The sequence below is a fragment of the Sunxiuqinia dokdonensis genome (assembly GCF_001270965.1).
In the GTDB taxonomy this organism is placed as follows: Bacteria; Bacteroidota; Bacteroidia; order Bacteroidales; family Prolixibacteraceae; genus Sunxiuqinia; species Sunxiuqinia dokdonensis.
Map to the genome: position 1 here is coordinate 1 of NZ_LGIA01000008.1, position 25,742 is coordinate 25,742.

22 protein-coding genes are annotated in these 25,742 nt (G+C 46.8%); 9 read left to right on the plus strand and 13 right to left on the minus strand.

Going from position 1 to position 25,742, the window contains the following annotated elements; translation table 11 throughout:
* From NC99_RS00655 to NC99_RS00680, 6 genes are all read right to left on the minus strand, one after another.
* On the minus strand, positions 1–299 hold a 299-nt coding region (locus tag NC99_RS00655), incomplete at its 3' end, for a hypothetical protein (protein ID WP_157624324.1).
* A 9-nt stretch (positions 300–308) separates the two neighbouring features.
* Complete coding sequence (locus NC99_RS00660) at positions 309–1,145, minus strand: hypothetical protein (protein ID WP_053178811.1); 837 nt, start codon at positions 1,143–1,145, stop codon at positions 309–311.
* A gap of 193 nt (positions 1,146–1,338) precedes the next feature.
* Positions 1,339–3,900, minus strand: a complete 2,562-nt coding sequence (locus NC99_RS00665; protein WP_053178814.1) for an adenosylcobalamin-dependent ribonucleoside-diphosphate reductase — start codon at positions 3,898–3,900, stop codon at positions 1,339–1,341.
* A 319-nt stretch (positions 3,901–4,219) separates the two neighbouring features.
* A complete protein-coding gene (locus NC99_RS00670) occupies positions 4,220–5,458 on the minus strand; it encodes a 3-deoxy-D-manno-octulosonic acid transferase (RefSeq protein ID WP_053178847.1) in 1,239 nt (412 codons plus the stop codon).
* A 131-nt stretch (positions 5,459–5,589) separates the two neighbouring features.
* Entirely contained in the window at positions 5,590–6,069 is a 480-nt protein-coding gene (gene rnhA, locus NC99_RS00675) for a ribonuclease HI (RefSeq protein ID WP_053178816.1), read from the minus strand.
* A gap of 116 nt (positions 6,070–6,185) precedes the next feature.
* Positions 6,186–8,336 carry a S46 family peptidase gene (locus NC99_RS00680; RefSeq protein ID WP_053178818.1) on the minus strand — a complete coding sequence of 717 codons (2,151 nt, stop codon included), beginning with the start codon at positions 8,334–8,336 and terminating at the stop codon, positions 6,186–6,188.
* A gap of 266 nt (positions 8,337–8,602) precedes the next feature.
* Between NC99_RS00680 and gltX the strand changes: the two genes are divergently transcribed.
* The 5 genes from gltX to NC99_RS00705 all read left to right on the plus strand — a co-directional run bounded on the left by gltX (position 8,603) and on the right by NC99_RS00705 (position 15,320).
* Positions 8,603–10,129, plus strand: coding sequence for a glutamate--tRNA ligase (gene gltX, locus NC99_RS00685; RefSeq protein WP_053178820.1), 1,527 nt, complete (start codon positions 8,603–8,605; stop codon positions 10,127–10,129).
* Positions 10,130–10,324: 195 nt separating this feature from the next.
* Entirely contained in the window at positions 10,325–11,860 is a 1,536-nt protein-coding gene (locus NC99_RS00690; RefSeq protein ID WP_162231111.1) for a TolC family protein, read from the plus strand.
* Positions 11,861–11,871: 11 nt separating this feature from the next.
* Positions 11,872–12,867 (plus strand): HlyD family secretion protein, encoded by a 996-nt coding sequence (locus NC99_RS00695; protein ID WP_053178823.1) that lies wholly within the window; start codon positions 11,872–11,874, stop codon positions 12,865–12,867.
* A gap of 3 nt (positions 12,868–12,870) precedes the next feature.
* Positions 12,871–14,070: an ABC transporter permease gene (locus NC99_RS00700; RefSeq protein WP_053178825.1), complete on the plus strand. Its 1,200-nt coding sequence runs from the start codon at positions 12,871–12,873 to the stop codon at positions 14,068–14,070.
* Positions 14,071–14,108: 38 nt separating this feature from the next.
* Entirely contained in the window at positions 14,109–15,320 is a 1,212-nt protein-coding gene (locus NC99_RS00705) for an ABC transporter permease (RefSeq protein WP_204374855.1), read from the plus strand.
* Between the two features lies 1 nt (position 15,321).
* Here the strand turns inward: NC99_RS00705 and NC99_RS00710 are convergent, their stop codons facing one another.
* The 4 genes from NC99_RS00710 to NC99_RS00725 form a co-directional block, all read right to left on the minus strand.
* Positions 15,322–17,541 (minus strand): amino acid permease, encoded by a 2,220-nt coding sequence (locus NC99_RS00710; protein ID WP_053178849.1) that lies wholly within the window; start codon positions 17,539–17,541, stop codon positions 15,322–15,324.
* 169 nt (positions 17,542–17,710) lie between these two features.
* Entirely contained in the window at positions 17,711–18,166 is a 456-nt protein-coding gene (locus NC99_RS00715; protein WP_053178829.1) for a DUF3267 domain-containing protein, read from the minus strand.
* A gap of 26 nt (positions 18,167–18,192) precedes the next feature.
* On the minus strand, positions 18,193–18,378 hold the full coding sequence (locus NC99_RS00720; protein WP_053178831.1) for a hypothetical protein: 186 nt from the start codon (positions 18,376–18,378) through the stop codon (positions 18,193–18,195).
* Positions 18,375–19,823, minus strand: coding sequence for an oligosaccharide flippase family protein (locus tag NC99_RS00725; RefSeq protein WP_162231113.1), 1,449 nt, complete (start codon positions 19,821–19,823; stop codon positions 18,375–18,377). Before NC99_RS00725 ends, NC99_RS00720 begins: the two co-directional genes overlap by 4 nt.
* A gap of 186 nt (positions 19,824–20,009) precedes the next feature.
* Here NC99_RS00725 and NC99_RS00730 point away from each other — a divergent pair, with 186 nt between their 5' ends.
* The 3 genes from NC99_RS00730 to kbl all read left to right on the plus strand — a co-directional run bounded on the left by NC99_RS00730 (position 20,010) and on the right by kbl (position 23,113).
* A complete protein-coding gene (locus NC99_RS00730) occupies positions 20,010–21,137 on the plus strand; it encodes a glycosyltransferase family 4 protein (RefSeq protein WP_053178835.1) in 1,128 nt (375 codons plus the stop codon).
* Between the two features lie 12 nt (positions 21,138–21,149).
* Positions 21,150–21,791, plus strand: coding sequence for a ribonuclease HII (locus NC99_RS00735; RefSeq protein ID WP_082326239.1), 642 nt, complete (start codon positions 21,150–21,152; stop codon positions 21,789–21,791).
* 134 nt (positions 21,792–21,925) lie between these two features.
* Positions 21,926–23,113 carry a glycine C-acetyltransferase gene (kbl, locus tag NC99_RS00740; RefSeq protein WP_053178837.1) on the plus strand — a complete coding sequence of 396 codons (1,188 nt, stop codon included), beginning with the start codon at positions 21,926–21,928 and terminating at the stop codon, positions 23,111–23,113.
* Between the two features lie 80 nt (positions 23,114–23,193).
* Here the strand turns inward: kbl and NC99_RS00745 are convergent, their stop codons facing one another.
* Together NC99_RS00745 and NC99_RS00750 are read right to left on the minus strand one after the other, a co-directional pair.
* Positions 23,194–23,610 carry a GreA/GreB family elongation factor gene (locus tag NC99_RS00745; protein WP_053178839.1) on the minus strand — a complete coding sequence of 139 codons (417 nt, stop codon included), beginning with the start codon at positions 23,608–23,610 and terminating at the stop codon, positions 23,194–23,196.
* A 170-nt stretch (positions 23,611–23,780) separates the two neighbouring features.
* Positions 23,781–24,194: a GreA/GreB family elongation factor gene (locus tag NC99_RS00750; protein ID WP_053178841.1), complete on the minus strand. Its 414-nt coding sequence runs from the start codon at positions 24,192–24,194 to the stop codon at positions 23,781–23,783.
* 350 nt (positions 24,195–24,544) lie between these two features.
* On the opposite strand from NC99_RS00750, the gene NC99_RS00755 reads away from it, so the two are divergent.
* A complete protein-coding gene (locus NC99_RS00755) occupies positions 24,545–25,243 on the plus strand; it encodes a MarR family winged helix-turn-helix transcriptional regulator (RefSeq protein ID WP_053178843.1) in 699 nt (232 codons plus the stop codon).
* A 33-nt stretch (positions 25,244–25,276) separates the two neighbouring features.
* Here the strand turns inward: NC99_RS00755 and NC99_RS22020 are convergent.
* Positions 25,277–25,742, minus strand: a 466-nt coding sequence (locus NC99_RS22020) for a hypothetical protein (protein ID WP_162231114.1), incomplete at its 5' end; no start/stop codon positions are given.

Consider the following 25,742-nt stretch of genomic DNA (forward strand, 5'->3'; position numbering starts at 1 on the left):
ACAAAAAGGACGAAGCCAATACACAAAACCAACAGGTAAAAAAGCAGCAATCGTTTGATGATCCGATTGACAAATTCCTTCACCGTCGAGTAGCTTAAATCGTAAAACATCTTACCACCCAACCACACAAAAAGCTCCACCTGAACAACCATCAGAAGTAAAACGGATAAAAAGATGTTGCTGAGCGGCGGTCGTTCGGAGAGCAGTTCGAAAAGCAAGGTGAAAACGAAACTGCCCAGAACAATCCACAGGTGTTTGTGGATTGTTCCGGAGATTGGTTTTTTTGATTCGGGCTTCATGCTTGAAAATTAGTAAATTTTTGTCACGCGCATCTCACGAACCACATCAACCAGCTCTTTTTCAACCTGGTCATTCCAGCCTATTTCCAGCACGACATCTTCATAGAGTTCAATCCGATCAATACATTGCTGGTCAACCGACAGCCAAATGGTTCCCCAATAGTGGCTTCGCCCTTTGGTTTGAAAATGCCGGTCGCCCATATCAACCTGCACTTCCAGCTTATTATTCAGCGTCCGAAAGTCAATCATGGCCAAGGTTTCGTCGTTATTGGCGGTCATCCCTTTCCAGGTCAGAATAATATCGCGGTTGTCAAAAAAACCGTGCCCTGCCAGCTCCACCTGACCATTGGCCTGGTTGGCGTGGTAGGGCACATTCAGTTGCAGCGAGTCGGTATGACCCCAAGCAAAAAACTCCATGCCCGCCATGTCCCAAACCAAGTTCTTGGCTTCGACCGAGTTGTTGGGAAAGCCGGCAAAAAATTCGGGTGCCAAAATGTTCTGCTCGTAAGTGTAGCTGAAGCCATTGATGTAATCGAGCTGTTCCTTACTGGCAAAAGGACCGTCCGGCTGATCTGATCGCTGCATAAAAACATCGGCCCATGCAAGCTTTCCGCCTGGCAAACCGGTGGTGCACTTGCCCGAAATGCGCATGCGGCTACCAAAATCGCCGTAGATATTGAAATTCAGATAGTCGGTTTCTACCTGGTACTGGTGCTGTTGCCGATTGTGCAAATCGCTGGACGGCAACACGAAGTTGAAGGACTGGTCCTGACCGGAGGCCAGTAGGGCGCAGGCTAAAAACAGGGTGATAAAAAACACGGTGAACATTTCTTTTTTTGTTTTCATAGCTTTTGAATTTTTAGTTTTTAAATGAATTTTGATTCAAAGCTATGGTGGTTTCAGTGCCTCCGCAATTCGAAGTTTCTCAACCGTTAAAATAACCGGACGGATCGTCGATTTTGACTTCTCAAGCGGAAACAAAAAAGGCCTCCACCTGAGTGAAAGCCTTTCTTGTTCGTTTTTTGCTCGAATCAATTCATCAACCGCATTTTGACGATCCGCAGTCCGGACAAGTTAAACAACCTTCCTGGTAAATCACGTTGTTCGATCCGCACTCGCCACAAACTGTTCCCTCGGCAATGGTTCCGTTCGGAATGTATTTTTTCAGCGCACGGGCAACACCGGCTTTCCAGCTGTTAATGGTGTCGTTGTCCAGTTGCAGGCTGGTTACCGTGTCCACCACTTTGTGAATTGGCATGCCGTGGCGCAGGATTCCGGAAATCAGTTTCGCGTAGTTCCAGAATACCGGGTTGAATTTGTATGACAAGCCCTCGATGGTGGTTTTGTAGCCACGCTTGTTTGTGTACTGAAAGTCGTAACGCGAGTTGCCATCTTCGTCGCGGTTTTTAATGATTTTTCCTTTGGTCACCGAACGGGGAAGCAAAATACCGTCTTCATCGTCCTGCAAACCAGTGAAAATTTCGTATGGCAAATCGCCAACCAATCCAATAAAGGCTACCCATTTATCTTTGTTGTTTTGGAAACGAACCACGTCGGCTTCCAATTCTTCAGGACGTTTGGTTGGGAAGGTTGAGAATTTTTCCTTTTTCTTCTCATCCTTTTTATTCGATATTAACACACCTGAACGCGATCCGTCACGGTAAACCGTTACGCCTTTGCAGCCGCTTTTCCAGGCTTCGAAATACAGTTTGCCTACCAATTCCTCTTCCACGTCGTTCGGGAGGTTGATGGTCACACTGATGGAGTGATCTACCCATTTTTGAATACGGCCTTGCATGCGCACTTTCCGCAGCCAGTCAACATCGTTCGAGGTGGCTTTATAGTAAGGAGACTTTTCAACCATTTTGTCCAGCTCTTCCTGCGAGTATTTGATGGTGGTATCCAAACCGTTGACTTTCATCCAGTCCACAAATTTATGGTGGAAGACGATGTATTCTTCCCAACTGTCGCCCACTTCATCAACAAAATCAACCCGCACCTCCTTATCGTTGGGGTTCACTTTTCGGCGGCGTTTGTAAACCGGCATAAACACGGGCTCAATTCCGGAGGTGGTTTGGGTCATCAAACTCGTTGTTCCGGTTGGAGCGATGGTGAGCAGGGCAATGTTACGACGGCCATATTTAACCATGTCGGTGTACAAGGTTTCGTCCTGCTCGCGCAGCCGGTTAATCAGCGGATTATTCTTTTCACGTTCAGCGTCATAAATCGCAAATGGGCCTCTTTCCTTTGCCAGGTTCACCGATGAACGGTAAGCTTCAATGGCCAGTGTTTTATGAATTTCTTCGCTAAAGTCGGTAGCATCTTCGGTTCCGTAGCGTAAACCAACGGCTGCCAGCATGTCGCCTTCGGCTGTGATTCCCACACCGGTCCGGCGTCCTTCATTTGCCTTGGTTTGAATTTTTTCCCACAATTTGCGCTCAATCGACTTTATTTCCTCATCTTCCGGGTCAGCGTCAATCTTTTCAATAATGGCATCAATTTTCTCGAGTTCCAGGTCAATGATGTCGTCCATCATGCGCTGTGCATAGCCCACGTGCTCTTTGAACTGTTCGAAGTTGAATTTGGCTTCCGCGGTAAAGGGTTTTTCAACGTAGGAATACAAGTTAACAGCCAGCAGGCGGCAGCTATCGTACGGGCACAAAGGAATTTCGCCACAAGGATTCGTCGAAACGGTTTTGTAGCCCAGGTCTGCATAGCAGTCAGGAACCGATTCTTTGATGATGGTGTCCCAGAAAAGAATGCCGGGTTCGGCTGATTTCCAGGCGTTGTGGACAATCTTTTTCCAGATTTTTTCGGCGTCGGTTATTTTTTCGTAAGCCGGCCTTTTGGCGTCAATCGGGTATTGTTGTTTGTAAGGCTCACCACTTTCAACCGACTGCATAAAGTCGTCGTGAATTTTCACGGATACGTTGGCGCCGGTCACTTTTCCTTGCTCCAGTTTGGCATCAATAAACGATTCAGAATCGGGGTGTTTCACCGAAACCGAAAGCATCAGCGCTCCGCGGCGTCCATCTTGTGCCACTTCGCGTGTGGAGTTCGAGTAGCGCTCCATAAACGGAACAATGCCGGTGGAAGTTAAGGCTGAATTTTTTACCGGCGAACCTTTCGGGCGGATGTGTGACAGGTCGTGCCCAACTCCGCCACGGCGTTTCATCAACTGCACCTGTTCCTGGTCAATCTTGAGGATTCCACCGTACGAGTCCGAGTTGCCTTCGTTGCCAACCACAAAGCAATTGGAGAGCGATGCAATTTGGTAGTCGTTACCAATCCCGGTCATTGGACCTCCTTGGGGGACGATGTACTTAAAGTCTTTCAGAAGCTCATACACCTGCTCCTCGGTCATGGGGTTGTCATACTTCTTTTCAACCCTGGCAATCTCTTTAGCCAGTCGTCTGTGCATATCATCCGGATTCTTTTCATAGATATTACCAAAAGAATCTTTCAATGCATACTTGTTGATCCATACCCTCGCCGCCAAATCATCTCCTTTGAAATAATTTAAAGTTGCCTGGTATGCTTCCTCCTGGGAATAAATTTTCTTGCCCGTTTTGGGCTCCACTGCCACGTTTTTGAAAGCCATACACCAAAAATTAAAATGCTGTTTTTGTTAACTGTTTGTAAACTTGAACAAAAGTCCGGTCCTCGTCCCTCGCTTTTGCTTCATGCAATATAGCATGCAAATGAAAAAAATGGAATACTATTTTTTGCAAATGCCACTAAAGTTATCAACTAAAACTTGTTAGTTCTATGACTATCAGGATCTTTAGTTTTTGATAATTAAGAAAAGTTTACCAAAAAGAAAACGCAAGATTATTTTAAGGAGAAAAAAGTTAACAGGATGTAAAGGCTTGCTGTTCAAACGAAGATTAGATTTTTGGCGGGAAAAACGGAGGTTGAATTTACAGAATGTTGAAAACTTCTTTCAATACCTGTTGCGTGGCTCCAAGGTTTTGCGCCATAAAATAACGACACTTTTCTGCAATTTTCATTCGAAGTTTTTCATCATCCAGCAACTCATTTAATATGGAGATGAGCTCAGCCGAATCGTTTACGGAAAAAGCGGCGCCTACTGCTTTCAGATTCACAGCTTCCTGAAACCGGAGGTAGTTCGGGCCAAAAATGACTGGAATATTGTAAATGGCAGCCTCCAGTGTATTGTGAATGCCCACGCCAAAACCACCGCCAATGTAGGCCACGTCGGCATAACGGTAAATGCTGGAAAGAATGCCGATGGTGTCAACAATTAACACCTGCGCCTGTTTTAGGTCTTTCCCCTCACATTGAGAATAGCGCACCGAGCCAACCGGCAACTGGCCTATCAGGCGTTGGATGTTGCTTTCCTTTACCTCGTGCGGAGCAAAGATGATTTTCGTTTGCCGGTCTTGTATCAAAAAGTCAATCAGCAAAGCTTCGTCGGGTGCCCAGCTGCTTCCGGCTACAATAAGTTTTTGCTGATTCTTGAATGCTTCAATTAAAGGCAGCTGCTTGCTTTTTGAGACAATTTCTGCCACCCGGTCAAATCGGGTGTCACCGGTTACGGTGTAGTTGTTCATGCCGATGGAAGAAAGCAAACGGCCCGAAGCTTCGGTTTGAACAAAAAAATGCGTGACTTTCTGCAAAACCTGTCGGTACCATTTCGCCCTGAAACCGGTTTTAAAGAACAGCTGTTCCTGTCGAAAAATAGCTGACACCAGGTAGATCGGAATTTGCTTTTCGTGCAGCAGCTTGATGTAGTTGTACCAAAATTCATATTTGATGAAAAACACTTTTTCGGGTTTGACCAAATCAATAAATCTACGGGCGTTTTTCACAGTATCAATTGGAAGGTAGCAGATATAGTCGGCCTGTTCGTAGTTCTTTCGGATTTCGTATCCGCTGGGCGAAAAGAAGGTGAGCAGAATTTGGTAAGCCGGATGGTCTTTTTTGATTTGCTCGATCAATGGCCGACCTTGTTCAAACTCGCCAAGCGAAGCACAGTGCACCCAGATGATGGGGCGTTGATGATCAATTTTGTTTTCAAGGTAAGGAAGAACGGTTTGTTGCCCCCGAATGAAAAACCGCGCTTTCTCACTGAAAAGCGCTGAAATCCGTGCAGCCAAAAGATAAAAGCGGATAGCAATTTGGTAAAGGAAGTTCATAAATTTCGGTTCTGCGATTTGCGTGTAAAAGTAATGAAACGAATAGGAATCTTCATTCTTCACATTTAAAAACAAGAAGAATTATCCGTCAACAGACGAACATCAAGCGATCTTCGATGATCTCAGATTCATCAATCTTCTTCCATCTTTGCCTTGAGGTAGCCTTCGTCTTTTTTCAGGTTTCGGCCCATGGATGCTTCAACAGCCAATTGGTCGCATCGTTCGTTTTCGGGAATTTCGGCATGCCCTTTCACCCAAACAAAACGAACCTGGTGCAGCGGATAAACCTTGAGAAAACGCGTCCACAAGTCGGCGTTCTTTTTGTCTTTGAACCGCTTTTTCACCCAACCCCAAAGCCATTTTTTTTCTACCGCGTCCACCACATATTTCGAATCAGAATAAATAGTGACCTGGCAATTGGAGAATTTCAGGGCTTCCAAAGCCACAATCACCGCCAGCAATTCCATGCGATTGTTGGTGGTCAGCTGGAAGCCGTCGGAAAGTTCCTTCCGGTGCTGACCCGAAAGCAAAACAACGCCGTAGCCTCCGGGGCCGGGGTTTCCACGGGCTGCTCCGTCGGTGTATATGGTTACACGGGGCGAGTTTGTCATGTCTTCATTCTTTTCGGCAAAGATACAAATCGAAAAAGGGCGTCCTAACCAGACACCCTTTTTCTTCCATCGTTATTTTGTTGGCCAATTCATTTCCAATGGCTGCAACCGGCCATTTATTTTACAATCGTCATTTCTTCGATCAGGTTGGTGGCGCCGGCAAACTTGTCGATGGTCCACAGCACAAAACGAATATCAACATTGATACATTTCTGAAGCTCAGGCTCAAAGGCGATATCGCCACTCATGGCTTCCCAGTTGCCATCGAAAGCGACGCCAATCAACTCGCCTTTCCCGTTAATCACCGGACTGCCGGAGTTTCCACCGGTAATGTCGTTGTTTGTGGTGAAACAGGTATGCAGCGTTCCGTCTTTATCGGCGTACTGCCCAAAGTCGTTGGCGTAATAAAGTTCTTTCAGTTTCGCAGGCACATCAAACTCATCATCGCCCGGAATTTCCTTTTCAATATAACCTTTTAGCGTGGTGTAATAACTGTAGTGAACACCATCGCGCGGCACGTAGTCGCCAACGGTTCCGTAAGTCAGGCGCATGGTTGAGTTGGCATCCGGGTAAAATTTGCGGTCCTGCTCCATTTCCATCAAGCCGGCCACAAACAGGCGGCGGCCAGTCAGCAGGTCATCCTTGGTTTCGCTCATTTTTGCCCCCAAGATGGACATCATGTCGAAGATATCCAGCGCACTTTGAAAAGCCATATCCTTTTCCAAGGTCTTCAGTTTTGGGTTGTCCAGAAAAGCTTCCAATTCTTCCTGATTGGCGAACACAGTTTTGTCGAACATTTTCTCCGCGTAGGCCATAAAATCGCCTTTGTATTTTTTTCTGATTTCTTTGAAAAAATCCGGATGATAGGTTGAAACCACGTTTTCCTGAAACACGCTCATCAGGGCACCGGCAATTTTAGCATCGGTCGACGCATTATAATCTTTGAAAAAATCGTCCAACTCTGCTTTCATTTGAGCGGCGTTGGCTGCAATTCGCTCCGTATTTCCTTGTTTCAACGCCTCAAAAAGGCCCTTGGCTCCGTAGCTGAAATAGAAAATCTCGGGCCCGCGAACCATCGATTCAACCAAGTACTCGTAAGCTTGCTCATCGCGCGTATCTTCGTAGGCCGATTCAATCAGGCTCAGTGCTTCGGCGTATTTTTCTTTCCGCCCTTCATCTTCATTCACCCAGTTGGTGAATTTTTCTTCCAGGGTTTTCTTCTTTTCAATCACCTGAAGTGCATTCAGCCCTTTGTTTTGGCCAATGCTGTATTTGTAGTAGTTTGAACTTCTGGCATGCTTCGACGCATACTGGATGCGTTCTTTTTGTCCCGAGCTCATGTACTGCTTTAAGATCTCCAGTTTCTTTTCGCGGGCATTGATCCGGGCTTCGTTGGTTCCGGTCATCGTGTATTCAATGCCAAACGACGATTTGTAACGATTCGTGCTTCCGGGGTATCCCAACACCATGGCAAAGTCACCTTCTTCATAACCTTTCAAGGAAATAGGCAGGTGATGTTTGGGCTGGTAAGGAATGTTTTCTTCCGAGTAGTTGGCCGGTTTCCCGTCGGGGCCGGCGTAAACGCGGAACAAGGCAAAGTCGCCGGTATGGCGCGGCCACATCCAGTTGTCGGTGTCGCCACCAAATTTACCAATTGATTTTGGCGGCGCACCTACCAGACGTACATCGCGAAAGGTTTCGTAAACAAAAAGATAGAAGCGATTTCCTTCAAACAACGACTGCACCCGTGCATCGTAATGTGTATCATCGGTGGCTTCTTTTTGAATTTCAAATGACTTGCGCTGAATGGCTGCATTGCGTGCCGAGAAGTCCAGATCTTCGTCCAGTCCTTCCAAAAGCTGGTCGGTCACATCTTCAACACGAACCAAAAACGATACGGTTTTGCCAGGATTTGGCAATTCTTCTTCCAACGATTTCGCCCAAAACCCATCCTGCAAATAATCATGCTCCACCGAGCTGTGCGTTTGAATTTCATCAAAGCCACAATGGTGGTTGGTCAACATCAGCCCCTGGGCTGAAATCAACTCTCCGGTACACGAGCCACGGTCGATGGCGACAATCGCATCTTTCAAACTCGAATTATTAATGGAATAGATATCATCAGCCGATAACTCCATCCCCATTTCCTGCATTTCGCCAATGTTCAGTTTATGAACCAGCGACGGCAACCACATTCCTTCATCTGCTGTGGCCGAACCCTGAAAAAGCAGGCTCAAGCCAACAATCACTACAAAAATCCTCTTCATTCGATATCAGTTATTTATATTTCAAATCTAAGAAGGCGCAAAGATAGACATCTGCCACAACTGGCAAACAGCTTTTCGCATGGCGCGCTTATTTATAACATTTCTATCAGTTGGCGAAGTTGGCTTTGCATTACATTTCCCGGCTGGTTTTCCAACTTCTTTTTCTAAAAGTCCTGAAATTAAACGGTGGAAAGTTCAGATTTTCAGAAGGCTTTTGCCGGTTTTAAATTTCCCTATCTTTGCAGAGAAATTTTTAACCCAAACGAATGAATTCGAGAAAAGTCAGGGTGCGCTTTGCCCCAAGTCCGACCGGGCCGCTCCACATGGGCGGTGTCCGTACTGCTTTATTTAACTACTTGTTTGCCAAGAAACACGGAGGCGATTTTTTACTTCGTATTGAAGATACCGACCAGGCCCGTTATGTGCCGGGCGCTGAAGAATACATTATTGAAGCACTAAACTGGTGCGGCTTAAATCCGGTGGAAGGCCCTGGTATTGGCGGCGATTTTGGCCCGTACCGCCAGAGCGAACGCAAGGAAATCTATCGTCAGTATGCACAACAACTGGTGGAGAATGGCCATGCCTATTACGCCTTTGACACTCCCGAAGAGTTAGACCAGTTGCGCGCAGCTGCCGAAGCTGAAAAGCAGGTTTTTTCGTACGACCTGCACACCCGCGGAAAACTGAACAATTCGCTGACCCTTTCATCGGCTGAAGTAGAGCAGAAGATTGCGGCCGGCGACCCCTGCATCATTCGGTTTAAAATGCCGGAAAACACCGATGTGGTTGAAAAAGATTTGATTCGCGGCGAGGTGAAATTCAATACGAACCAGCTGGACGACAAAGTACTGTTTAAAGCTGACGGCATGCCAACCTATCATTTGGCCAACGTGGTGGACGACCACCTGATGCAAATTACGCATGTGATTCGTGGCGAAGAATGGCTGCCGTCCATGCCGCTGCACATTCTGTTGTACGAGGCGCTTGGCTGGAGCGACACCCGCCCGCAGTTTGCGCATTTGCCTTTGATTTTGAAGCCAACCGGAAAAGGAAAATTGAGCAAGCGCGATGGCGACAAAATGGGATTTCCCGTGTTTCCTTTGCTCTGGACTGACCCAAAAACCGGCGATGTATCGCGTGGCTACCGCGAAGATGGCTATTTCCCCGAAGCTTTTGTAAACCTGCTGGCTTTGCTGGGCTGGAATGCTGGAACCGAGCAGGAGTTTTTCAGCATGGACGAATTGATTGAGCAATTTAGCCTGGAACGCGTGGTTAAATCAGGCGCGCGGTTTGATCCGGAGAAGGCCAAGTGGTTTAACCGGCATTATTTTCAGCAAAAAGATGAATTGGCTTTAGCCCACGCATTCAAACCTTTGCTGGCTGAAAAGGGAATTGACACCAGTGATGAGCGCATTGCCAAAGTGGTTGGCTTGGTGAAAGAACGCTGCGAATTTGTGTCTGACCTGTGGGAACAAGGCAACTACTTTTTTGTGGCTCCCGAAAGCTACGATGACAAAACGGTAAAGAAAAAGTGGAAAGAAGATACGCCTGAAAAATTGCAGGAAATCATTTCGCTATTCCAGTCGGTTGAGCAGTGGGATGCCCCAACCATTAAGGAAGCATTTTCGAATTTCATGAATGAAAAAGGTTGGGGATTTGGCGTGGTGATGGTTCCCATTCGCTTGGCTTTGGTCGGCACCAGCGCCGGAGCCGACCTGTTCGACATTTGTGAAATCATTGGTAAAGCCGAAACCCTCAGCCGCATCGAAAAAGCGATAGCAAAACTCGAATAACGATCAGCGGATTGATGATCGTTATTGATAAGCCCGGGCCGAAAACCCGGGCTTCTTTTTTGCCGATAAGTGACAGCAACGTTAAATTTTTGTATTTTTAGACCAAATTCGTTTTTTAGTCCAAATATATTTAATCTCTTTGCAGTCAGAAATAACTCAGACAGCAAAACAGTCATGCAAAAATCAATTAGAGCAATGAAAACCAGTGTATTCTTACACTTGTTTTTTGTGGGATGTTTGGTCCAGTTGCAGTCGCATGCACAAAGTTCGCATGTTAAAGTACTTACATTCTCGGATGTGTATGAGCAGACGATGGACAACAGCCACGTGTTGAAACAAGCCGAACACCAGATGAACGAAAAGTCTGCTGACCTCCGGGCTGCACAAGGTTTACGCGCTCCCAAAATCAGTCTCAGCGGTACCGCCGTTCAAATGGCGGATCCTTTGCACCTGGATTTAACTCCTGTGCGCGATGCGATTACGCCGATCTATTCAACCTTAGGAAATTTTGGTAATTTTTCGGGCGTGCCGAACCCCGATCCCGCAACCAACCAGATGATGCCGGCCTTGCCTGACGATCAAAGCACTGCTGCCGTTCGGGCTCAGTTACTGGAGGGCCTGGATCACCTGAACGCTGCCGAATGGGATCAAATGATTCAGGAGAAGCGCTTTGCATCCCTGAGTGCCTCGGCGGTTTGGCCGGTATTTACTGGCGGAAAAATTAATGCTGCCAACGAAGCAGCCCGTATTCACGAAGAAGAAGCTGGTTTACAGAAAGATCAAAAACAAGGCGAGCTGTTAAGCGAGCTGGTGGCTCGCTACTATGGTCTGGTGTTGTCGCGAGAGTCAGAAAAAGTTCGTGAACAGGTCCTTGGTGCAATGGAAAAGCATTTGTACGATGCGGAAAAGCTGAGTGTAGAAGGCCAGATCGCACGGGTTGAGAAACTACACGCAGAGGTTGCTAAAGCTGATGCGGAACGCGAGCTAAAGAAAGCACGTCGCCAGTCTCTCATTGTGGAACGTTCGCTGCAAAATACGATGGCTTTGGAGCCATCCGATTCGATCGTCGCAGTGAATCAGCTGTTTGTTCTGAAAAAAATTGGAGGCGAAGATCAGTTTGTTGAACTGGCCAAAGCAAACAGCCCATTGCTGCAACAAGTGGACTCCAAAAAGAGGCTGAGCCAAGCCGGGGTGAAGTTGGAGCAGAGTAATTATCTGCCAACCATTGCGTTGACCGGCATGTATGATATTGCCAATAAAGATTTTTCACCTTATGTGCCGGAATGGATGGTCGGTGTTGGATTAAAATGGACCTTGTTTGATGGCGTGACTCGAACGCGCAAAGTGCAGGCTGCCAAGCACCGGGTTAATCAAGTAGAAGAAGCCAGATTGAAAGCCCAGGATGATATTGAAACAGTGATCCGGAAACTTCACCAACAGCTGGGCATGCAACTGGAGCAGCATGAAAGCCTGGAAAAATCATTGACTTTTGCTGAGGCATATTTGGAAAGCAAGGACATGGCTTTTCACGAAGGGCTGGCTACTTCGGCCGATGTTGTTGATGCCCGCTTGCTGGTGGCCAAGTTTAAAATTGAGCAATTGCAGGCCATGTATCAATACGATGTTGCCTTAGCTGCGCTGATGCAAATCTGTGGCGTGCCGGCACAGTTTAATCATTACATCACCAGCGATCTGGTGATTACGCAAACCATTGACTCAAAACAAGAATAAATTCAGGAAAAATGAATAAGACCAGAAATTTTATCATCGGCTTGTTTGTCACAGCCTTGTTGATTTTTGTGCTGTATACCACTTGGGTGATTACCCGGCCGGTACCATTAGAAATTCAGGGTGAAATTGAAGCAACACAGTTTCGTGCGAGCTCGAAAATTCCGGGACGTATTGATGCTATTGCCGTCCATAAAGGGCAGCAGGTTCAAAAAGGCGACTTTTTGTTTTCAATCAAGAGTCCCGAGATCGAAGCCAAATTACAGCAAGCCACTGCAGCCCGTAGCGCAGCCGAAGCACAAAGTATGAAAGCACAGCATGGCGCACAAGAAGAAGATATCCAGGCAGCTTACAGCACTTACCTGAAAGCGGAGGCCGCCGCTCGTTTGTACGAGAAAACATTTCAACGAATTTCCAATTTGTTTGAGGCGGGAGTGGTGCCTGAGCAAAAGAAAGATGAGGTGGAAACACAGATGGAAGCTTCGCGCGAAACAGCCAATGCGGCCAAAGCAATATGGACCAAAGCCAGCAATGGAGCCCGCAGTGAGGATAAGAATGCCGCTGAAGCATTGGTGGCACAAGCCGAAGGAGCCATTGCAGAGGTGGAGTCGTACCTGAGCGAAACGCAGATTAGTGCTCCAGCCAGTGGCGAGGTGTCCAACATTATTTCAGAAGAAGGAGAGCTTGTCCCAACAGGCTTTCCAGTGGTGACCATTCACGACTTGTCGGACAGCTGGGCCACCTTTTTTATTCGCGAAGACCTGATGGCTGATATCCGCATGGGAAGTGAGATAAAAGCAACAGTTCCTGCGATCGGCAATCAGGAAATCACTTTTAAGGTTAATTACATGAGTCCGTTGGCCGATTTTGCCAGCTGGACATCAACCAAAGCTTCGGGCGGTTTCGATGTCAAATCGTTCGAGATCCACGCCGCGCCCGTCCAACCTGTCGACGGCTTGCGTCCCGGGATGAGCGTTTTAATCAATTGGAAACAATTCAAGACAAAATAAAGCATGAACCAGAAAGAGCAAACAGGCTATTTTCGCAGGAACCCCTTTTTCAGGGTGTTTCTTCGGGAAGTCGACCGGATGAGTAGTTCTTTCGTCTACCTGTTTACCACCTTGCTGGGGCCCCTCATTGCCTTTATTTTGTTACTGGCTATTTTTAACGAAGGAGTGCCCCGAAACTTGTCGGTAGCCCTGGTCGATCAGGATCATTCAAGCTTGTCGCGCAAAATGGCCATGTGGATTGATGCTACTCCGGAGGCTGAGGTAGTCATGCGTTTACCTAATTTGGAGGAGGCATACGACCAGATGAAAAACGGCCATATCGATGCTGTTGTGCTTATTCCTAAGGAAACGGAAAAGAACATCCTGAAAGGGGTGCAGCAAGAGATTCCGGTTTTTATCAACAACGCCAACATTCTAAAAGGCGGATATCTGCAAAAAGGAATTTATAAAACGCTGGCAACCTTGTCAGGCGGCATTAAGGTACAGGTAGCGATGAAACACGGTCTGTCAGAAAGGCAAGCATTGGCAAAGGCTCAGCCTGTCAAGCTGCATCAGCATGTTCTGTTCAACCCCTTTGGCAACTATGCCCATTTCTTGCTTTCCGCCTTGCTGCCACTCATGGTGGTAGTATTTACGCTGCTAAGCACCGTATATGCAGTAGGAACAGAAGTTCGGGAGGGAACCGGACCGGAATGGCTGGAACACTCGGAAGGAAGCATTATTGTTGCTATTGCGGGTAAACTAACTCCGTACACCCTTTTATTTTTAGTGGTTTCAACGGTCATGAATGTCGTTTTGTTTGTGCAGATGGGGACACCCTTGCGTGGCGAATTTATGCTGATTGCCTTGGGTGAGCTGATCTTGATTATGGCCTATCAAATGCTGGGTGTGCTGCTGGTTACCGTCACAAGTAATCTACGTTTGGCGCTATCGTTGGGAAGTGCTTATTCCATGATGGCGCTGACATTCTCGGGATTGACATTCCCGCAGTTTGCCATGCCAGCAATGGCTAAAGCGTTTACCTGGCTATTTCCGTTTACCTATTGGGTGAAGTTGTTTATTTCTCAAGCTATTCGGGGCGAAGCGGTGGTTTATGGAATTCGGTTTTTAGCGATTCTGCCATTATTTGCCCTGCTGTCAGTAGCTATATTACCCCGCTTAAAACGGATTCTTCAAAATGAAAACTATTGGGGAAAGGTTTAGGGAGTGAGCCACTAGTGATGATCGATATGAAAAAACGATTGAAGAAAATAAGGACAGGAATTCGCATGACGGGGCAATTCTATCAGGACGAAATGCAAGCCATCCTGAAAGACCAGGGCGCCTTGCTCATTTTGTCAGGAGCAATTATTATTTACTCCTTGATTTATGCCTATGCCTACAAAATGGAGCTTGTACGGGAAGTTGACACGGTAGTGGTTGATCTGGACCGTAGCTCCTCAAGCCGACAGTTGGTGCGCATGATTGATGGTACAGAGGAGGTCAAGGTAAGTCGTTCAGCAACCAGCATGAAAGAAGCACGGGAAATTTTCGATGAAGGCGAACATGTGGGAGGAATTGTCGTGATTCCTGCCAATTTTGAGAACGACCTGTTGGAGGGGGTACAAGCCGATGTTGCCGTGTATGCCGATGGCAGTTATTTTTTAATTTACCGGCAGTTGCTTGGAGCAGCCGTTAAGTCGGTTGGCACTTTTTCAGCCGGAGTTGAGATTAAAAGACTGATGGCTGAAGGAAAAACCTACGAGCAGGCGATGGCTGCCCGCGATCCCCTGTCAGCTGACTTGCATTTCTGGTTTAATCCTTCTTCGTGCTATGGCAGCTTTGTAATGCCCGGACTGATCCTGATTATTCTGCAACAAACTTTACTGATTGGTATTGGGATGATTGGTGGATCCAACAAGGAGAAAAATCGGCATAGTTTCCAGGTACCGGTGGCATTAAAACGTGGAGGCATCTTTCCGCTCTTGTTTGGGAAAAGTTTGAGCTACCTCACCATCTACAGTGTCAATAGTTTGTTTACCATGGTGCTATTGCACAACTGGTTCGACTATCCCAACCGGGGCAGCTACCTGGATGTGATGGCGCTGACCCTGTTATTTCTGCTCTCGGTTATTTTCATGGGAATTACGTTCTCCGTGCTTTTCAAAAAACGCGAATCATCCATTTTGCTGATGGTTTTCTTGTCGCCTATTGTTTTGTTTTTAAGTAGAATTAGCTGGCCTGCAGATTCAATTCCTCCCCTGTTACATAAGTTGGCGCATGTGTTTCCGTCCACCATTATGGTGCCGGCTTACTTGCGTATTCGTGATTTAGGAGTCGGGTTAGTCCATGTCAGGTACGAATATCTATTGCTGCTGGGGCAAACTGGTTTTTACTTTCTGACGGCATCGGTAGCGCTGTATTTTGAAACCAGACACAACCGAAAACTAAGCCAGCAAGAAGAGCCGATTTAGCTTACTCAATCACCTTTTCATCATGACTGTTGACAAACAGCATCGAGTCGATGTTGTTAAAGCCTTCAAATAGAGGTTTTCCATGATGTTTGAGATGGTCGCCACGGAAACCCAGAATAACCAGGCCGGCGTCAGCCGAACGTTGGTTGATCATCTCCTGAATGCTTACGTTTTCCTGTTCTTCCAAAAACTCGATATTTTTTAACGTAACAGGAAGGCGTCCGCGGACAATCAGCTCCTGAAGATGCTTCTTGGTATTTTCAATTTCTCCGGGTTTCGAAATATCAAAAATCTTGATCGCACTCTTTTTCCAATCCGGATGGGCATAGATGATAAAACTGAGCAGAATCATCAGGTTGGCATTGGACTCATCACTTCGCTTCAACCACAAGTGAATATCCTTGTCCGAATCAATCGGGTCAAGCCCTGTACGAAGAATCAACACATCGAAGTTACCAGCATTCACCAGCCCATAATTTTCAATGATCCGTTTCAACCCATTCTCATCGCTGACGTTGTTGTCAAAAATAAGCATGTTATTATCCAGTCCGGTGATGCCGGGAAGCTGCACAGCCTGAGCAATCGCTGAGGTGTACGAAGGCGAGATCATCGTATCGACATAAACCTGACTTTCAATTTTTCCAAATTGCAAAATCAGCTTATCCAATGTGGCCCGGGCTTCTTCGTTCGAGGCTTTTGAAAAGTAACCGGGAATCAGATGAATGTAGGTTCCAAAACCATATTTATACGAAATCCAGTTCAACAGCCGGAAAGCTTCCTTACGCTCAAATGTTTTGTCTGAAATACAGATGCAACTTGGCCTCCACTCCGAGTATGACTTCCGTTTGCGGGCATTTTGCAGATAGACCTGCAAATTGCGGTTCAGCTGAAAAATGGCATTGATGAAAATGATTTCCAATCCTTTGCGGTCTTTATGATAGTAATTGACCAGCAAATAAATCACGGTCATGGCTGAGAGTGATAAAACGGCATACAGCGCATCGATTTTAAACATGATAAATAAAGCCACCACAAAACCAATCAATGAAAAGTACCAACGCGACTTAAATGAAGGGCGATAGGACGGTGAAGAGCCAAAATGATTCAAAAAAGAAATCAGACAGAGAGAACCGTAGGTCACCATGAAGAACATGGAAATAATTCCGGCGACGACATCCACATTTCCGGCAGCAACAAAAACGAAAGCTATAAAAATGGTCACCAGCGTGGCATTGATCGGTTCATTCTTCTTTTTGTCGTTCAAACGTAAAAAAGCGTTCACTTTTATCCCGGGAAAGGAACGATCGGTTGCCAGCGCTTGCAGGGTCCGGGGGGCCACCATGATGGAGCCAATGGCTGATGACAAGGTAGATGCCGCCAGCCCGATTGGGATAATAATGCTGCCGCCAAGAGCAATATCGCCCATAATTAGCTGCTGCTCGGTTAAATCGCTTACGCTGGCTGATGCGGCCAGTTTCCAGGCAATAAAAAAGTAAATGATCATGCCCGAGAACGTGGCTAAGGTGGTTCCAAGCGGAATCGACTTGGAGGGTTTTTTCAATTCGCCCGACAAGCCAACACCTGCCGTCATGCCGGTAAAAGCCGGAAATATGATGGCAAAAACAACAAAAAACTGGTTCATGTTGCGCATGTCGGCCGAGAAAATAGAAAAAGTATTCGCTTCATAATACTCCGTAGTACCCGCAAAAAAAAGGATGAGTGCAACCGTCAGAATTCCCACAATAACGTATAAGGTTTTAACCCCCATATTGGCTCCTTTTTTATACATCAGAAAAGCCAGGCCGCCCATAGCCGGAATGCTGATGGCCTGCCGGGGAAGGATAAAGTCGTAGTTTACCTTCAGATACTCAAACAAAAACTCAAAAGACTCGGTAAAAGCAATGATATAAAAAGCGACGCTGATAGCCTGCGACAGGTAAAGGGCAATGCCCACGGTGGCGCCAATATTCAGGCCAAAGGAGCGGGAGATGATGAAGTATTCACCGCCACCTTCCACCCGCTTGTTGGTGGCAATTTCAGAAATAGCCAGCGCTGTGGGAATGGTCACCAGGTGCCCAAGCAGGATGATAAGTATCACACCCCAAAATCCCAGCGTGCCCACACCATAGCCAAACCTTAAAAATAAGATGGCTCCAAGAATGGTAGACATGGCTGTGAAAAATACCGGGGCGGTACCAAAATTCTTATTATTTGCAGACATCGTTTCGTTGTTTTTGTAGGGAAACAAAGCCGGGCCTTTTTTGATCAATTCCGCGCCCCACTTGGTTCAGATTCATAAAAAAGCTCGTTTATTGAGTGTACAAGATATTAAATTGAATTTAGCCGTGAGCTTGTTTTGAACAAATTTTTTTCTGTAATCGGGAGCCTGTTCATTGGCTATTGCCATGTCCAACATGGTCGGTTTTTCGGAAGTAAAAAAAGGTTTTTCGCTGGCCAAGGTCGTCGTAATTGTAAATCTCCTTATCAGGATGACGTTTGTAAAAAGCCAGCATCGCCAAATCGCCGGCGCAAAACAGCGAGTGGATGCACATCAGGCCAATAAAAAAATAAGCCAGCGGACTTGACCAAAAGAAAAGCGCGCCCAGCACACAAACAGCTTTGACCACCCAAAACGGCGCCAGCGCCACAAAGCGAAAGGTTGGGTAATCAATGACTGTTTGATCCACGCCGGCATAAAAAATAAATTTGCTCCAGATGGCGCCAAATTGTACTTTGCCTGTTCCGCGCAAGAGAAAAGCGGCGGCATGAATCAGTTCGTGCAAAATAATCAGCAAAGTAAACGCAAAGAGTACAGCGCTTCCAATGGCGATGACTGGCTGGCTCATGCCTCGGGAATAAAGAAGAATAGCCTTCACCAAAAAAAAAAAAGAAAAAGGGCGATCATGCTGATTTGATAAATCGAATACAGTCGGATCAGGTGTTTTTCCCGGGCGATTTGCTCAAAGATGAATTGCTTGATATGCTGGTGGTCCACTTCTGCAAGCAATTCAAATGCATCGCCTTCCATCAAATCCTTGGGCGTTAACCGGTGCTTCATTCAGGATCATTTTTCAGGATTAAATATAGGGTTTTCAGCGAAATCAAGCGAGTAATAAAAGCATAGGCAAAACCAGCAGCAATCAACAACCAGAATCCAAAGATCCAATGGTCAACGAACAAAGTCAATTTGCCGGCCAAAATGGAGAACAAGACAAAACCGGTCAGTTTAAAAATGAGCAGGTAATTGATTTTGAGCTTGAAGAGGTACGTCGCAATTCCCACTTGAGCCGCTGCCGTTAAAATCTGGGTAGTCAGTGCGGCATAGGCCGCCCCCAAGGCTTGCATTTGCTGAATCAAAACCAGGTTGAGAACGATATTGATCAGCATACCACCAAAAGCCATCACGTTGAGTTGCCTGAGGTTTCCGTTGGCAGTAAGTAAGGTGCCAAAAATATAGGTGGTGGCAATGCCGATAAAACCGGCCATCAAAATTCCGAAGATGGGGGCCGACTCCCCAATGTGTTCGTGATAGAGCAGCTGCATGATTTCGTACCCATAAAAGTTGGCCGCCACCCCAATGAGAATAGCTGGAACGATGATGAGCAAATAAGCGAGCTGAACCAATTGAACCAGGTCGTCGCGCTGTTTGATCATGCGTGCAAACATGGGCAGCAGCAAGCCGGCAAACAAAGCGCCAAACATGGCAAAGGTATCCAGCAGACGGAAAGCCTGCGCGTAAATCCCGGCCTGCATTTTCCCCACCGGGTCGGGCAGCAGGCGTTCGAGCAGCACCGAGTCAATGCGGTTGTAAACCGACATCAGCAAAATCAATAGCGCAAAGGGGTAACTTTGTTTCAGAATGAGCCGGATATAGCGCAGGTCGTACTGAATCCGAATACTTTTGGCGTAATGCAACACCGTGAAAAAAGTGACCAGCGCTGCCAGGAGATAGGCCGCCGACTGCGCATAAACAAACCAGCTGATGGAAAAGTAGCCGCCAAACCAGTTGGTAAAAAGCAGCACACCGCAAAACAAAATCATCAGGCTGCGATCGAGCACCGAAAGCAAGCTGTCCGTGCGAAACAAGTGCAAACCGCTGATGTTGGAGCGCAGGTAAAAGGTAAAGGAAATCAGAAACTGATTAAAAATCAGGAAAAGCAAGAGGTGAAACTGAACCTGGTTGTAGCCGATTATTGTGGCCAAAATCAGACAGACAGCGGCATAGCCAACAGCCAGCAAAAATTTCAGCCCTATAATGTTATTCAGGTATTTTTGAAGCAAATGACTATGCTGAGCAATGTTTCGGTTGTTGAAATTGGTGATGCCCAAATCGAGTAGAATATTCAGAATCATCGAAAAGTTAAGCAACGAAAAATACAGACCATAGCTTTCGGCTCCCACCACATTTTGCACGGTTCGGTCAATTCCAAAGATCCAAAAAGGCTTGATTAAGAGATTAAGAAAGAGCAGCAGGAATAAATTGGTGACAAATTTGCGTTTCAACAGTCGTTGCTTTATCCGATTAATTTGGTTAAAAATAAACAATTTTTAGGCAGACTTTGTACATTTGGCTTGAAATCTAAGATCGCAAATCCGATGGCTTTTATTCGCTGGCAGATTGTATGTGAAACATCAATGCCACGGTTGAAGAAAAGCCGGCTAACAGTACTCAAATAATCCGAAAATCACATGCTCATTGCGGTAAACACACGCTTATTACAAAAAGGGAAACTGGAGGGAATTGGTTGGTTCACGCGCGAAACACTTGACCGAATCACCCAAAATCACCCCGAACACCAGTTTTTGTTTCTGTTTGACCGTCCCTATGCTGACGAATTTATTTTTTCGGACAATGTGACTCCGCTTGTGATCTCGCCGCCCACGCGCCACCCTTTGCTCTGGTATGTTTGGTTTGAATGGATGATTCCACGTGTGCTGAAAAAGTACAAAGCCGATCTGTTTTTGTCGCCCGACGGTTATTTGTCGCTCAACACCAAGGTGAAGCAACTGGCTGTCATACACGACATCAATTTTGTGCATCGCCCAAAAGATTTGCCCTGGCTGATGGCCAACTATTGCAATTTCTTTTTTCCAAAGTTTGCCAGGCGGGCATGCCGAATTGCCACGGTTTCCAATTATTCCAAAGCAGATATCAGCCAAACCTACCGGGTCAATTCCGATTTGATTGATGTGGTTTATAATGGCGTCAACGAACGTTACCAACCCACTTCCGAAGAAGAAAAAGAGAGGGCGCGCCAACAATTTACAGGTGGGAATCCCTATTTTTTGTACATCGGCGCCCTGCATCCGCGCAAAAACATTGACGGTTTGTTGCGGGCCTATGAAGCTTTTCGCAGGACCGGAAGCCCGGAAGTCAAGCTCGTGATTGCCGGCAGCAAATTATTTAAAACAGCTGAAATCAGGAAAACCTTGGAACGCACGCGTTTTAAAGCCGATGTGATTTTTACCGGTCGCCTTTCGGTGGAGGATTTGCACCAACTGCTGGGAGGCGCCCTGGCGCTGACCTTCGTATCTTTTTTCGAGGGCTTCGGCATTCCGGTGCTGGAAGCGATGCTTGCCGGAGTTCCGGTCATTTGCTCCAACACCACCGCCCTGCCCGAAGTGGGTGGTGAGGCGGCGCTGTTTGTCGATCCTTTTGATGAGCAACAAATTACCGCGGCCATGAAACGAATAGCCAACGATAAAAACCTGCGTGCTGAACTGATTGCCAAAGGACAGGTGCAGCAGCAAAAGTTCAGTTGGGACCAAACGGCCAGCCGGCTGTGGGAAAGCATGCAGCAATGTTTAAACGATTGATCCAGATTGCCGATGAACCAGTCAAAGAATACAAAAGCACGGATTCAAAAAACCATTTTGCAGGGCTGTTTAGTGGAAGGCCGCACCGAAGCGGGTTGCGACGAAGCCGGTCGTGGTTGCCTGGCGGGCCCTGTGTTTGCAGCTGCGGTGATTTTACCTCCCGGATTCAAAAATGATTTGCTGAACGACTCCAAAAAGCTAAGCGAAAAGCAGCGCTACCAACTGCGCCCAATTATTGAGGAGCAGGCCCTGGCTTTTGGTATTGGCATCGTAAGCAACCAGGAAGTGGATCAAATCAATGTACTGAATGCTTCGTTTTTAGCCATGCACCGGGCGGTGAAGCAATTGATCCTGAAGCCCGAACACCTGCTAATTGATGGCAACCGTTTTCGGCCTTATCCTGAAATTAACCACGACTGCATCATCAAAGGCGACGGCAAATTCCTGTCGATTGCGGCAGCTTCTGTTTTGGCCAAAACCTATCGCGACGACTACATGAACCGTTTGCATGAAGATTTCCCGGAGTATCATTGGCTGAAAAACAAAGGTTATCCAACCAAAGTGCATCGCGAAGCGATTCGCAAACTCGGACCAACACCCCATCATCGCCTCAGCTTCCGCTTGCTCGAAGAGCAGCTCAAACTGGAGTTGTAAACCGCCGGTTCGCCTTTTCTTCCATTTCACGAACGAAATGCCCAGTCTGCCTTTTATCACTTTTTATTTTCTGCTTATTTAATTACTTTGGAAAACATTCAGCAGAATAGTCAAACCCTCTAAATAAGCCAAAGATGTACGGAAAAATTAAACAAGATTTACAACAAACCCTGGAAGAACTCAAAACACAGGGACTGTATAAAACTGAGCGGATCATCACTTCGTCGCAAAGTTCCGGTATCCGCGTGGGCACCGATAAGCAAGTGTTAAACTTTTGTGCCAACAACTACCTGGGGCTGGCCAATCATCCGGAGGTGGTCAAAGCCGCTCAGAATATCATGGATGATTGGGGATTTGGACTTTCGTCGGTTCGTTTTATCTGCGGTACACAGGCCATTCACAAAGAGCTGGAGCAAAAAACCTCGGAATTTTTAGGCACCGAAGACACCATTTTGTACTGTGCGGCTTTTGACGCCAACGGCGGTGTTTTCGAACCGCTGCTGGGCGAAGATTCGGCCATTATTTCGGACGAATTGAACCATGCTTCCATTATCGATGGGGTGCGTTTGTGCAAAGCGCAGCGCTTTCGTTACAAACATTCGAATATGGAAGAGTTGGAGCGTTGCCTGATCGAAAGTCAGTCGGCCAAATACCGGCTGGTGGTGACCGACGGGGTGTTTTCGATGGATGGCGACTTAGCCAAACTACCCGAGATTGTGGCCTTGTGCGAGCAATACGATGCGCTGGTGATGGTCGATGATTCGCACGCTTCGGGTTACATTGGCGCTACCGGACGCGGAACAGCCGAACACTTTGGGCTGCTCGGCCAAATCGATATCATTACCACCACTTTTGGAAAAGCGCTGGGCGGCGGCAATGGCGGCTGCACGTCGGGCCGCAAAGAGATTATTGAAATGCTGCGCCAGCGCTCACGTCCGTATTTGTTTTCCAACACATTGGCGCCGGCTACCGTGGGCGCTACCCTGAAAGTACTCGACATGCTGACTGCCTCGTCGGAACTGCAAAACCGCACGATGGAAAATGCCAACCGCTTCCGCAGCAAAATGGAAGCTGCCGGCTTCGACTTGGTGAAAGGCGAAACAGCCATTGTTCCGGTCATGCTCTACGACGCGCCGCTGGCCGTCAAGTTTGCAGACCAGCTGCTCAACGAAGGCATTTATGTGATTGGCTTTGTTTACCCCGTTGTGCCCAAAGGCAAGGCCCGCATCCGCGTGCAACTATCGGCTGCGCACACCACCGAACAAATCGATCAGGCGGTCGAAGCCTTTATCAAAGTGGGCAAAGAACTTGAGGTGATTTAAAGAGAAAAAATAAAAGCCCGGAGGACATCACACCCTCCAGGCTTTACCAATTCAAAAACACATAAAACAGAAACAAAAGCTTATTCATAGGATTTCATCGGAACATAGTTGCCGTTGGCTTCAGGCTGGAAGGGAATGTCGAGTATTTGAACCCGATGGGTACCTTGCCAGTTGGTATAGCTTAGTTCCTCGCCAATCTTGCCCAGAAATAGGGTAACACCCAGGGCAGAAAAGATCGAAATCCTGTTTTCGCGTACATTTTCAAACGTAGGATACACCAGTTGGATGCTGCACGCCACTGTTGCGTCAACCGGCCTGAGGGTCACAACCGAATTCATCGAAACAACATCCGGCGGCAGTTCGTGAGGCTGCACAATTTGAGCCGCAAGAAGCTTCTTCCTGACCCCTTGAATGCTGCCGTGCCGCGACGAATAGTTGATTCCGCTGGCATTGACCAGTGGCATGATTTGATTGAAGTCAACAATGGATACCAGCATGATCCTTAGCGTTTTTTGCGTTTAACGACCTTCTCTTCTTCCTTTTTAAGTCGCTTTTCTAACTTGCGTTCCTTCAAACTTTTTGTTGGCTCTTTTAGATTTCCTTTTGCCATGATTTTAAATTTTTAAGGTTTATAAAAACAAGACATGGGTATGATGTAATTCGTCATTCAGACGGTGTATTCTCCTTGCGCTTCGGGTTGATAAATGATCGATTTGATTTTCATTTTCTTCACGCCTTTTGGAACATCGAAGGCGATGATGCTTCCGGTTTTATAGCCCAGCAGCGCGGCTCCAAGAGGCGACAGAATACTGATTCTGCCATTCCGAAAGTCTGACTCCCTGGGATAAACCAGCTTGACCGTCATGGACTTTTTCGTGTCCTCATCGATGATCTCCACGGTGGAATTCATGGTGACAAAGTCGGGTTCAATGACTCGGGAGTCGACCTTCTCAGCCCGATTGATTTCTTCCGACAGGAAGGCCAGGTTCCTGACTTCATTGGTTTTTACATCTCGCTCGGCAAGGATGAGTTTGCTCAAACGAACGTAGTCTAGTTCTGTAATTATGATTTGATTATCCATAGTAAAAAGATTAAATGTTATTAAACGAAAAATAGGTTGATGCGCTCTCGGTAAGAATTCACTTGAATGATTTAGACTTGCCTTAAGCCTTGTTTGGAGTCCGTTTGAGTGACGGCTCCTTTCCGGCTTCCCAAACCCACCGTGTCAGGCGAACCGTAAGTCGGCATGCCCCCTTTTGCTTGTATGTGGTTTGTATTTGTCTTTTCATTACTCGTGACTTGATCTGTGCGTAAAATTACTTCCTCGAAACAAGAAGCGTTTGATCCGATAAAAAACGGATCCGACTCAAAAGGATCGCATCCGATGCAAATGTAAGGATATTTTTTGTACTTTCACGCAAATTTTAGTGGATGAAAAATAAATATGCGCTTTTCAAGCAACTGATTGATTTATTTGAAGAATACGAGCAGGCTGAAGAACACTTGGATTTACTGGGTTTTTCGCGTTGGATGACCGAGCGCCTGGACGAAGAACCTGAACGCAATCAAAAAGTCGTCCGGAAGAATAAGATGAGGATTGAAGGTCCTTCGGATTCTTTTTTACAGGCTTTGAATGAAAAAGCCCGTTTTCTCGAGATCATTTCCCGAATGGCTCGCTACCACGAATTTTATACCCGCAAAGCGCTAAAGGACCTGATCATCAATACCCGGCTCGAGTTTTTGTTTCTTCAAACCATTGAGCAGATGGAAAAAGCTAAAAAGACCGACCTGATCAATCGCTATCATCTGGAATACACAACCGGCATGGACACCATCCGAAGGCTGAAGAATAATGGTTTGTTGGATGAAAAACAGGATGAGACGGACAAACGGGCCAAATTGCTGGAGCTGACGGAAAAAGGGAAAAGCGTGTTGGAACAGTCGCTTAAACGGATTAAGGATGAGAATAACTTTTTCTTTGCCGCCATTAGCGAAAATAAGTGGAAAAAGGTCTTGCCGGTTCTTGAAGAGATCGATGAATTTCACGATGACGTTTACCAAAACCACGGCGACAAGCCCTTTGCTGAATTGTCAAACCTGATGGATTCACTCAAGCATCTTCGAACATAGCATGCGGGCCCTCCTCCCCGCCTGTTGGCTGGTTCATTCCCTCCGAACTTGATTCAGCAGGCTGTCGAGCGGAGGCAAAAGCGCTTGCTCGCCGGGCGTCCTGGCGCGGCTTCGAAACAGATATTTCACCGAGTGACCATCCAGCTGAATCCGGCCTTCTTCTTCGGAATAGCCCATCCAATGATCCGGTTCCTTAATTCGCAACCGGGGGTTTGTGGCCAGCGCACTGTCCAAATGAATAATCGTTTGATATTCGATGTGACGTTCCTGGCTCCACAGGCCGCTTCGTTTAAAGTCGTCGAGGGTATTTTCTTTAGAATCGAACACAATCAGCATATAATCCTGATCGGGGTGGACAGGCCATTCATTGGGATGGACTTGCAGCTCGGTGGTGCGGTTCTCAAACGTCACCAAAAAGAACAACAATACCCCAAATATCATTTCGCCCAAAGCCACGTACCGATACGCCACCCGTTGTACCAGCATGCGGTCAAGCACA